We start from the raw sequence: 10,293 nt of genomic DNA, 5'->3' as shown, positions 1-10,293 counted from the left end.
TTAATTAATAGATTGACCAAAAATATCACGGTTCTTTTTGATGGTGATGCGGCTGGACTTCGTGCTTCAGTACGCGGAATTGATCTGATTTTAGAAGAAGGAATGAATGTAAAAGTTTGTACTTTTCCTGATGGCGAGGATCCAGATAGTTTTGCTAGAAAGAATTCACATGATGATTTAGTAGCATATTTAGATAAAAATGCTAAAGATTTCATTCAGTTCAAAGCTTCTCTTTTGATGAATGAAGCCAAAAATGATCCGGTTAAGAAAGCTGATTTGATTAGAGACATGGTTGCTAGCATTTCTAAAATACCAGATAGAATTCAACGTGAAATTTACATTCAGGAATGTTCGAGAATTATGGATATATCCGAACAGGTTTTGACCAGTACATTGGCTCAGTTGGTTAAAAAAGATGTTGATGAGGTTGGGAAAAAAATAAAACAGGAACAAAAAGCTTTTGAAATTGTAAAAAATGAGAGCCCTGCTCAAACTGCCAAAGTGGATGTTTTATATCGTCTGGAGCGAAAAATAATTGAGATTCTATTGTTATACGGTAATAAAACCGAAGAATTCGAAGATAATTATTTAAGAACTAACGATTCAGGTGAAATCGAAGTTGTGACAGAAAAGAAAGAATATAAAGTTTACAACCGAATTTATTTGAGTTTACAAGAAGATGAAGTAGAGCTTGCTAATCCTTTGTTTCGTGATATTTTTAATGATTTAATTCAGTATTATCTGCAAAATGAAAATGTAGAGATTGAGAAATATTTAATGCATTTGAATTCTGATTTTGCTCAGGAAGTGACTGATATTTTAATGGAAGATGAACGATTAGTGCTGCACAATTGGGAAGGGCAAAATATTATCCCAAAAACAAAAAATGAAACCATTGCTCAATACGTTTCAGAAACAATATTGACTTTGCGTTGGTATTTAGTAGATAAAATTATAGATGAATTAAAAAACTCTGTATCAACTGAACCAGGTGCAGATAATACAGAGTCAATGTCTTTAGCGATGGATTACTACAAACTAATTAATTCTTTTTCAAGTAAATTGGGGAGAGTAATGTCTCGTTACAGTTAAACGATTTCTAATGTTTTAGCTTTGTTTACTAAATCTACTAGATTTGTAACGTTTAATTTTGTCAACAATCGTAATTTGTAAGTACTGATTGTTTTTTCGTTAAGTGATAAAATCTCAGCGATTTCGTGGTTTTTCTTACCATCACTTAAATAACGCAATACTTCAACTTCACGATTTGAAAGTTTTCTGTATAAACGCTCACTTTTGCTTTGTTTTGCAATCAAAGCAATGTTTTTCATCACAGCTTCATTCATGATGATTTTTCCTTGGTTTACTTTAATGATCGATTGACCTAAAGTTTCCAATTTTTCAGTTTTGTGAACAAATCCCGAAACCCCTGCTTTAATAGCATTTGGCGCGTAAATTTGTTCTGAAAGTCCGCTGTAAAAAACGATTTTTGTTTTTGGGAAATTTTTCAAAACCGATTTGATTTCGAAAATACTTGATAAGCCTTCAAGTTCTAAGTCCAACACAAGAACATCTATCTCCTTTGAAAGTAGAATGTCTTTTACCATTGCGAAATTACCAACGTTCGCAACGATTGATATTTCTGAATGGTCTTTGAAGTACGATTTAATTCCAAAATGTACTACAGGATAGTTATCTGCTAAACAAACTTTAATCATGGTATTTAGTTTTAGGATTGTTTTTGAAGAGATAAAATTAAAAAAATATTTCCTTATAAGTATAATTTTTCGGACAAAATATTTTTTTTTAACAGTTTATTATACAAACTGGTATCGGATTCATCTTATGTTGGTTACTTTTGTTAAGCTTTTTGTAAATATTTAGAACTATTTTTTGACGCTCTGTCAATGCGTTAACATCAATTTCAGTTTTATCAGCCTCCATTGCCCATTCCAATTCGTCATAACTGGCACCTATTTGGTCTTCATCAGATCGATTATCACCAAATAATCCATCAGTTGGTGCAGCAGTCAAAATAGAATTAGGAACTTTTAAATATTCTCCTAATTGATACACTTCCGATTTCATTAAATCGGCAATTGGACTTAAATCTACTCCACCATCACCATATTTAGTATAAAATCCTACGCCAAAGTCTTCTACTTTATTTCCCGTTCCTGCCACCAATAAGCCATGAATTCCAGCAAAATAATATAACGTTGTCATTCGCAAACGAGCTCTAGTATTGGCAAGTGATAAATTTACTTTGGCTTGGTCATCTGTTGTTGGAACTTCTTGTTTGAAAGTTTCGAATACTGAGGTCAAGTCTGCAACTGCATTGGTCACATTTGGAAATCTGTTTTTCAATTGCTCAATATGTTCTTTGGCCCTGGATACATGACTTGGTGCCTGATGAATTGGCATTTCTACACATAATACTTTTAAGCCCGTCTGAGCACAAAGGGTTGAGGTTACAGCCGAATCTATTCCGCCTGAAATTCCTATTACAAATCCGTTGACTTTAGAATCTTCTGCGTAGCTTTTTAGCCATGCAACAATTTGGGTGTTTACCTTGTCTATTTCTAGGGTTCTTTTTTTAGTCATAATAGTTTAAGTTTTAAAAAGCAGGAATGTATATTTGCAAAAAAATAACTTTAAGGTTACTCTCGTAACAAATTTAAATAAAATATTACAAATGAAATTATATCTTATGCCGATAGTTTTTTGTTTTCTTTTTTGGTCTTGTGATCAAAAGAGTAAAGTGGAAAAGGCTATCGAAGAAACTCCAGTTGCAGATATTAAAGTGGAACGTTTTGATAAACAGTTCTTTGAAACTTCTCCAAAGGATTTGGCTAAATTGAAAAAACAGTATCCTTATTTCTTTTCACCAAAAATTAATGATACTGTTTGGTTGAATAAAATGAAAGAGCCAATTTGGAGAGAAGTTTATACTGAAGTTCAAAAAAAATACCCGACAACTGATGGAATCCAGAAAGAAGTTGAAGCCTTGGTACAACATATGAAATATTATTTTCCAAAGACAAAAACGCCGAAAGTGATTACGTTAATTTCGGATATGGATTATACGAACAAAGCAATTTATGCTGATTCTTTGGTGATTATTTCATTAGAATTATACTTAGGAAAAGAACATCGTTTTTATCAGTTTCCTAAATATTTGAAACAAAATTTTGAGGAAAGACAGATAATGCCAGACGTCGTGACTAGTTTTTCTATAGGTAAAATTGCTCCTCCAACAGATAAGAATTTATTATCTCAAATGATTTATTTTGGTAAGCAACTCTATTTGAAAGATATTTTGCTTCCCGAATATACCGATGCTGAGAAAATGGGATATACTCCTGAGCAAATTGTTTGGTGTCAGGAAAATGAAAGTTATATTTGGCGCTATTTTATTGAAAGAGAGATGCTTTATAGTGATGATCAAAAGTTAAATTCTCGTTTTATTGATCCATCGCCATTTTCTAAGTTCTATTTAGAAATAGATAATGAATCTCCTGGAAGAGTTGGAGCGTGGATAGGATGGCAAATTGTTCGTTCTTTTATGGAAAATAATACTAATGTTACGGTTGATCAGTTATTAAAAATAGATGCCAAAGAAATTTTCGAAAAATCAAAATACAAACCCAAGAAATAATGTCAAAAGATAATACCTCAGAAATTAAATTTTTAGTCGAATTAGACGAAAACCGTGTGCCAGAAAAACTTTTTTGGACAGCGCAAGATGGCGGAATAGAGCTTTCGGAATCAAAAGCTATTATGCTGAATGTTTGGGATCACAAGGCCAAAGAAAGTATGCGCATTGATTTATGGACGAAAGATATGCCAGTTGATGAAATGAAAATTTTCTTTCATCAAACATTAGTTTCTATGGCTGAAACTTTTAAAAGAGCAACAAATGATGAAAAGATGTCGGATACTATGCTTGACTTCTGTGATTATTTTGCTGAAAAGCTAGATTTGAAACAATAATTTTAGTTAAAAAAATATCCCAAAACTGAAAATTCGGTTTTGGGTTTTTTGTTTCTAAAATGTATTAAATTGTAATTACTCTTCTTTAAAAAGTATATCCTATTCGTAAATCTAAATTAACTGCAGCATCACTGGAGTTAGATGAATACCCCGAATTTTTTGCAAAATAATATCTATATCCAATACCAATACCAGCTTCATAATTAAAATTTTTACCAATAGATCTTCTTATTCCCCAGGTAGGAATGATTGAGAGATCAGGTACTATCTGCACATTGTCATAATTTGAAACGGCAAACCAGTTTGGATGGTAGCTTGATTTTAAGGAAACAAAATTACCACTGTTGTTACTGATATTTTTTGACTTTTTAATTCGTGTATTAAGATTATAATACCACCTTGGTTCTAAGGTTAATACCGGAGTTAAAACGTAGCCAGTTTCAGGATAAAAATTTCCGCCCCAAATCCCACTATCAATTCCTATCTCACTCCGTAATGCTATGCTATTTGTAAGTCTAGACTCCAAATTTCCCCAAATTCCAAATGTTCCTATTTGTATTCCAAAAATGTTTTTTTCTACGCCCGTACTTTGTGCATTTATGAGTTGACATAAAGATATGGCTAAACTCAAATAAATAATTTTTATATTCATTTTATGATTTTTAAAAAATTAAACCTAAAGAAATTCCAAAGCCGGTAGTGTTATACCAGCCTTTGTCTTTATTTTTTTCAATTTCAATTTCATTATTTTTCTTTAGTAAATCTATATAGTATGATATGTGTTGGTCATATTTAACTATGATACCCACACCCATTTTAGCAGAGAAACCGTCACCATTAAACGAGTCGGACCATTTAATGTTTTTGCCAGTTTGTAAATAGGCAAAAAAACGATTGCTACCGTTTTCATTTGTAAAAACCCTTAAATCAACTATATAAGGAGTTGAAAAAAAAGTTTCGTCTACATTATAATTTAAACTTATTCCAGCTGAAATGGCTACGTGATTATAAAACCGAATACCATAAATGCTGTTTAAGTCAAAAGAAAAACCCTTGTTACTCCTATCTTTATCTGTACTATATCTTGTAAAATAGCTTTCAGTGTTTTTAACAGTTGACAAAGATGTCATATTTATAAAGTCTATTATAGACTTCTTTTTATTTTGAGAATAAAGAGTAGTAGAAAGAAATAGTAGGCCTATAATTATTTTTTTTATCATAATTAGTCAATACCCGTATTAAATTTACTTCCATGCCATCCACCATTGTTGTATATAGCACCAATAATTTTTACTCTAAAATTGGATGGTCTGGCAAGTTGATTTCCTGCTCCACCTGATATTTTCCATCCCTCAGATCCAGAAGTAGAAGCAGATATAGCAATCTCACCTCCCCAATCAAATGTTTTTTGTCGAACAGCAAGGTATGCACCCTTATCTACTAAAGATTTTTGAATAACCATTTTTCCGTTTTCGGGAAATTTAGCAACAAATGTCCTGTTAGCTGGCGGATTATATGAACTATTGTTTGTTGCTGCACGAAGTTCTGAGGTGATTGTTGAATATAGTTCATTATAGAAGTAAGCATTTAGTTTTGTTGCTTTTAAATTACTATCAATTCCATTCTGAATTTGACCATCTAGCCAGCTATTACCAGTACTAAAAAATTCAAAAGTCAAATCATCTTGAAAAAGTGGCGGTAATGATGTCATATTGAAGTATGTTGTTGAGGGCCCTACCACATTAGGCACAGTGATCGTATTTGGGTAATATACTATTCTTTGATTATTAAGGAAATAAGCTCGTTCTTTTGTTTGGTTGTTTATGGCAGTATTACCAAGCAATTTGTCTAAATCATATGTAAATTGAGCAGCTTCCAGAACGAGTCTTATTTCATCAGCTTCTTCATCTCTCCACAAACCAGTCCATCCTTTAAATTGATGTACAACTTTTATTCCCATGTGATATACTAATAAGTAGTCATAATTGAATGCCTTGGTTTTAACCCTTCTGTGACCTTCGTATTGATCTATACAAACATCATTATCTCCAAATAAATCCCCAAATATTCCACTATGTGGATCACAACTACTTAAATTGTTTAAAAATGCATTATAACTTGGATCAGTTGATACTGGGGAATTTGGAGCAGGCACATAAGGAGCTCCACCTCCTCCACCATCTTCAGGATCTATAGGAGCAATTTTATATAAAGTAACGTTTTCATTTACTGGAGTTTCTCCTGTTTTAGGAAAGTCAGTATTGAATTTTTCTTTAACGTATAATGCTGTTTCTTTTGTCAATGTGGTTGAGATATTTTTGTTTTTTAAATATAAAAGCAAATCGGCAAAATTATTTTTTGCAGTATAGAATAAGCCGACATCAGTATATTTATAAATAACATTTGCAATTTGAATTTCTCCATCACTATTTAAAAATGCTGCAAATGTATCATCTCCAATAATTTTTTCAGAATTGTCTAAATATTCAAGATCGTTTGAAGATTTTTGAGTGTTATTTTTTTCAAAAATTTGGGTTTCTTCTTTTTTATTTTTGTAGTAATTATATAAAAATTCTTCATTTTTTTCAGTAACAATAGGTCTTAAAGAATAAAAATTTTGTTTGTATAATGGCTCCAAATAATTACTTATTTTTTCGTTTGATGCCTCAGCGTACTCGACATAGATTTTAGTTAAGGCGTCCTTAGACTCAAAAGCTAGCCTGCCATCAATTACTTCTATGGCTTTGATTTGACTTATAGCTTTTTCATTACTATCTATTAATTCATTTTGACATGAATAAAAGCTAAAGACAATAAGTGGCAAATAAAGAATCGTACATAGTTTTGTTCTGTTTTGTTTTGTTTTGTTTTCATAAAATTAAAACCGGTTTACATTGTTAATATTGTATAAATATAGTAAAAAAATATTAATAAAGTTTTTTCTTTCAAATGAATGCATATTTATAGTTGTTTTCTTTATAGTTTATAAAGAAATAATTTTTTTAAGAAATTGTAATTTCTTAATCTAAAAAATAGATTAAGAAATTATATAGTTTTTTAAAACCGTTGTGAAAGCTATATAGAAATAAAATATCCCAAAACTGAAATTTCAGTTTTGGGATATTTTTTATTGTGAAACTTAACTTTTTAAAACTCCGAATTATTTTTAAAAACTTCTTGATTTACCTCGTCGATGTAATTTAATAATTCTTCTTTGCCAATTGTTTCTGTTGATGAAGTTACAAAGTATCGTGGCATTTCGGCCCAGTTATTGGCAAACATTTGTTTTTTGTAAGCGGCGATATGTGAATCAATTTTTACCCGGCTAATTTTATCGGCTTTGGTAAAAATAATACAGAATGGGATTTCGCTTTCGCCCATATATTCCATGAATTCAAGATCTATTTTTTGAGCTTCGTGACGGATATCTATTAAAACAAAAGCACAAACTAATTGTTCTCTTTTTTCAAAATAATCGGTGATGAATTCCTGAAAAACAGATTTTGTCTTTTTAGAAACTTTAGCATAACCATAACCGGGTAAATCTACCAAAAACCAATTACTATTTATTAAAAAGTGATTGATAAGCTGTGTTTTTCCAGGTCTTCCAGATGTTTTTGCTAGCTTCTTTTGATTGGTCAACATGTTAATTAATGATGACTTTCCAACATTGGATCTACCAATAAAAGCATATTCTGGCAAGAAATCCTTTGGACATTTGCTTACATCTGAGTTGCTTATAATGAATTCGGCAGTATTAATTTTCATGTTTTTTGAGTGTAAAATTCTCCGTTAATTAGTGTTCAGCCAAATGTGTATGAGTCAGCCAATCTTCCAGATGAGCATTAAATTCTTCTGGCTGTTCCATCATGGCTGCGTGACCACATTTGTCAATCCAGTATAGCGTAGAATTTGGTAATAATTTATGGAATTCTTCTGCTACATCGGGAGGAGTAACCTTATCATTTTTTCCCCAAATAATACAGGTTTGAACGTGCATTTTTGGTAAATCTTTTGCCATATTATGACGAATTGCACTTTTTGCAATAGTCAGAGTTTTAATCAATTTTATACGATCATTTACAGTGGCATATACCTCGTCGATAAGTTCAGGAGTTGCAATTTTTGGATCATAAAAAACATCTTCAGCTTTTTTCTTGATGTATTCATAATCACCTCTTTTTGGATAACTGTCCCCCATAGCGCTTTCGTAAAGCCCTGAACTTCCAGTTATTACAAGCCCTGATACTTTTTCAGGAAACATTTTTGTGTGATATAATGCGATATGTCCTCCTAGCGAATTTCCTAAAAGAATAACTCTATCTAATTTTTTGTAAGTAATAAAGTTTTTTACGTAAACAGCAAAACTTTTTACGTTAGTTTTTAATATGTTTTGAGTGTAAATAGGTAAATCGGGAATGATAATTCTATAGCCTTTATTTGAAAAATAACTAGCTACAGCATCAAAATTACTTAATCCTCCCATTAAACCATGTAAGATGACAATCGGAATTCCTTCTCCGGCTTCGTAATATCCGTATTTGCCCTCTTTTTTATAATATTTTTCCATATTTTAAATGACAATTTCAATTTGTCACAAATATAGGGTTTAAAAAATTAAAACGAATTTTAGTAACACTTTTTTATCCTTTTAAATCGCTCATGACAGCAAATCAATATTGTATTTTCAGTTGATTTTTAACAATTAAATAATGCTTTATTTATGCTTTTAAGGTTATCGTTTAATAATTGAAAATGTTGGTTTTTTTTCAAATAATAATTTTTATAACTAATTATTACTCTTAAAGTTAGTGAATTAAAAGGCTATAAACAGTGCGTTTTTGAGTAAAAGTGGTTAAACTTATTAACAAAGTGGTATATAGTGGTAAATTGTGGTAAAAATTTATATATTTTTGCTTTATACAATTAATATATATTTCGCTTGAACACAATTATAGGTACATATGAGTGTAAAGTCGATGCTAAAGGACGGGTTTTATTGCCTGCTCCTTTAAAAAAGCAATTGGCTTCCTCGCTTCAAAACGGTTTTGTTTTGAAGCGTTCTGTGTTTCAGAAATGTCTTGAATTGTATCCGATGGAAGAGTGGGATTTGATGATGGCAAAAATCAACAAACTTAATAGATTCGTTAAAAAAAACAATGATTTTATTCGTCGTTTTACTGCTGGTGTTAAGGTGGTAGAGATAGATGCTTTGGGCAGATTGTTGATTCCGAAAGATTTAGTGGTTTATGCAAATGTATTTAAGGATGTAGTTTTTTCTTCAGCGGTGAGCATTGTAGAAATTTGGGATAAAGAGTTGTATGAAAAATCAATTGATGGTGAAGACGTTGATTTTGCAGATTTAGCCGAAGAAGTAATGGGAAATTTAAATGACGACGACAATGGAATATCATAATCCAGTACTGCTTCATCCTACAGTGGATGGTTTAAATATAAAGCCTGACGGGATTTATGTTGATGTTACGTTTGGCGGTGGAGGTCATTCAAAAGAAATATTAAGACGATTAGGCCCTAATGGAAAATTATTTGCTTTCGATCAGGATGAAGATGCTGTGGCAAATGCATTGCCAGACGAGAGGTTTACATTGATAAATGAGAATTTCAGATTTATAAAAAGATTTTTACGCTTTTATGGTGTGAAAGAAGTGGATGGCATTCTGGGAGATTTGGGAGTTTCTTCACATCAGTTTGATGTTGCCGAAAGAGGTTTTTCGACCCGATTTGATGCTGGATTGGATATGAGAATGAGTCAGAAAAATGATTTAAATGCTTATAGAGTGGTCAATGAATATGATGATGCCAATTTACGAAGAGTGTTTTTTGATTATGGCGAATTGAAAAATGCTCCAGCTTTAGCAAGAACTATCATCGAAGCAAGAGAAAAACATCCGATCAAAACCACCGAAGAATTAAAAGAAGTTTTGATGAAATATTTGCCAGAAAGAGTCCGAAATAAAATTTTGGCTCAAATATATCAGGCAATTAGAATTGAAGTAAATCAAGAGATGGATGTTTTAAAAGAATTTTTGGAGCAATCCCTCGAAGTTTTGAAACCAGGAGGACGATTAAGCGTGATTTCTTATCATTCATTAGAAGACAGATTAGTCAAAAGGTTTATAAAAAATGGAATGTTTGAAGGAGAGCCAGAGCGTGATTTTTATGGTAATTTCTCTGTTCCTTTTAATACAGTTGGAAAATTAATTGTTCCAGATAATGACGAAATAAAATTAAATAACCGCGCCAGAAGTGCTAAGTTAAGAATTGCAGAAAAAAAGTAAT

12 protein-coding genes are annotated in these 10,293 nt (G+C 31.5%); 5 read left to right on the top strand and 7 right to left on the bottom strand.

All coding sequences use genetic code 11. The features are described from left to right. Positions 1-1,092: toprim domain-containing protein (locus tag VLC96_RS07075; RefSeq protein WP_325261678.1), on the top strand; the 1,092-nt coding region annotated here is incomplete at its 5' end. Here VLC96_RS07075 and VLC96_RS07070 read toward each other — a convergent pair. Then, positions 1,089-1,718, bottom strand: a complete 630-nt coding sequence (locus VLC96_RS07070; protein ID WP_115811977.1) for a response regulator transcription factor — start codon at positions 1,716-1,718, stop codon at positions 1,089-1,091. The two genes, VLC96_RS07075 and VLC96_RS07070, sit on opposite strands and share 4 nt — an antisense overlap. Positions 1,719-1,806: 88 nt before the next feature. Beyond that, complete coding sequence (gene nadE / locus VLC96_RS07065; protein WP_325261675.1) at positions 1,807-2,604, bottom strand: NAD(+) synthase; 798 nt, start codon at positions 2,602-2,604, stop codon at positions 1,807-1,809. A gap of 91 nt (positions 2,605-2,695) precedes the next feature. Here nadE and gldB point away from each other — a divergent pair, with 91 nt between their 5' ends. Together gldB and gldC are read left to right on the top strand one after the other, a co-directional pair. Beyond that, on the top strand, positions 2,696-3,658 hold the full coding sequence (gene gldB, locus VLC96_RS07060) for a gliding motility lipoprotein GldB (protein ID WP_325261674.1): 963 nt from the start codon (positions 2,696-2,698) through the stop codon (positions 3,656-3,658). Beyond that, a complete protein-coding gene (gldC, locus tag VLC96_RS07055) occupies positions 3,658-3,993 on the top strand; it encodes a gliding motility protein GldC (RefSeq protein WP_325261672.1) in 336 nt (111 codons plus the stop codon). The genes gldB and gldC overlap by 1 nt, the downstream gene beginning before the upstream one ends. An 85-nt stretch (positions 3,994-4,078) precedes the next feature. Here the strand turns inward: gldC and VLC96_RS07050 are convergent, their stop codons facing one another. The 5 genes from VLC96_RS07050 to VLC96_RS07030 form a co-directional block, all read right to left on the bottom strand. Continuing rightward, on the bottom strand, positions 4,079-4,645 hold the full coding sequence (locus VLC96_RS07050) for a hypothetical protein (protein WP_325261670.1): 567 nt from the start codon (positions 4,643-4,645) through the stop codon (positions 4,079-4,081). Positions 4,646-4,655: 10 nt separating this feature from the next. Then, positions 4,656-5,213: a hypothetical protein gene (locus VLC96_RS07045; protein WP_325261669.1), complete on the bottom strand. Its 558-nt coding sequence runs from the start codon at positions 5,211-5,213 to the stop codon at positions 4,656-4,658. Between the two features lie 2 nt (positions 5,214-5,215). Then, positions 5,216-6,817, bottom strand: coding sequence for a hypothetical protein (locus VLC96_RS07040; RefSeq protein WP_325261667.1), 1,602 nt, complete (start codon positions 6,815-6,817; stop codon positions 5,216-5,218). Between the two features lie 323 nt (positions 6,818-7,140). After that, positions 7,141-7,761 (bottom strand): ribosome biogenesis GTP-binding protein YihA/YsxC, encoded by a 621-nt coding sequence (yihA, locus tag VLC96_RS07035; RefSeq protein ID WP_325261666.1) that lies wholly within the window; start codon positions 7,759-7,761, stop codon positions 7,141-7,143. 28 nt (positions 7,762-7,789) lie between these two features. Next, positions 7,790-8,563, bottom strand: a complete 774-nt coding sequence (locus VLC96_RS07030) for an alpha/beta fold hydrolase (RefSeq protein WP_325261664.1) — start codon at positions 8,561-8,563, stop codon at positions 7,790-7,792. Between the two features lie 372 nt (positions 8,564-8,935). Between VLC96_RS07030 and VLC96_RS07025 the strand changes: the two genes are divergently transcribed. Both VLC96_RS07025 and rsmH read left to right on the top strand, forming a co-directional pair. After that, positions 8,936-9,409 (top strand): division/cell wall cluster transcriptional repressor MraZ, encoded by a 474-nt coding sequence (locus tag VLC96_RS07025; protein WP_325261661.1) that lies wholly within the window; start codon positions 8,936-8,938, stop codon positions 9,407-9,409. Next, positions 9,384-10,292, top strand: coding sequence for a 16S rRNA (cytosine(1402)-N(4))-methyltransferase RsmH (gene rsmH / locus VLC96_RS07020; RefSeq protein ID WP_325261660.1), 909 nt, complete (start codon positions 9,384-9,386; stop codon positions 10,290-10,292). The genes VLC96_RS07025 and rsmH overlap by 26 nt, the downstream gene beginning before the upstream one ends. The last annotated feature ends 1 nt before the right edge of the window (position 10,293 follow it).

This window comes from Flavobacterium sp. (assembly GCF_035456085.1).
In the GTDB taxonomy this organism is placed as follows: domain Bacteria; phylum Bacteroidota; class Bacteroidia; order Flavobacteriales; family Flavobacteriaceae; genus Flavobacterium.
This window is presented reverse-complemented; position numbering and strand designations above follow the sequence as displayed.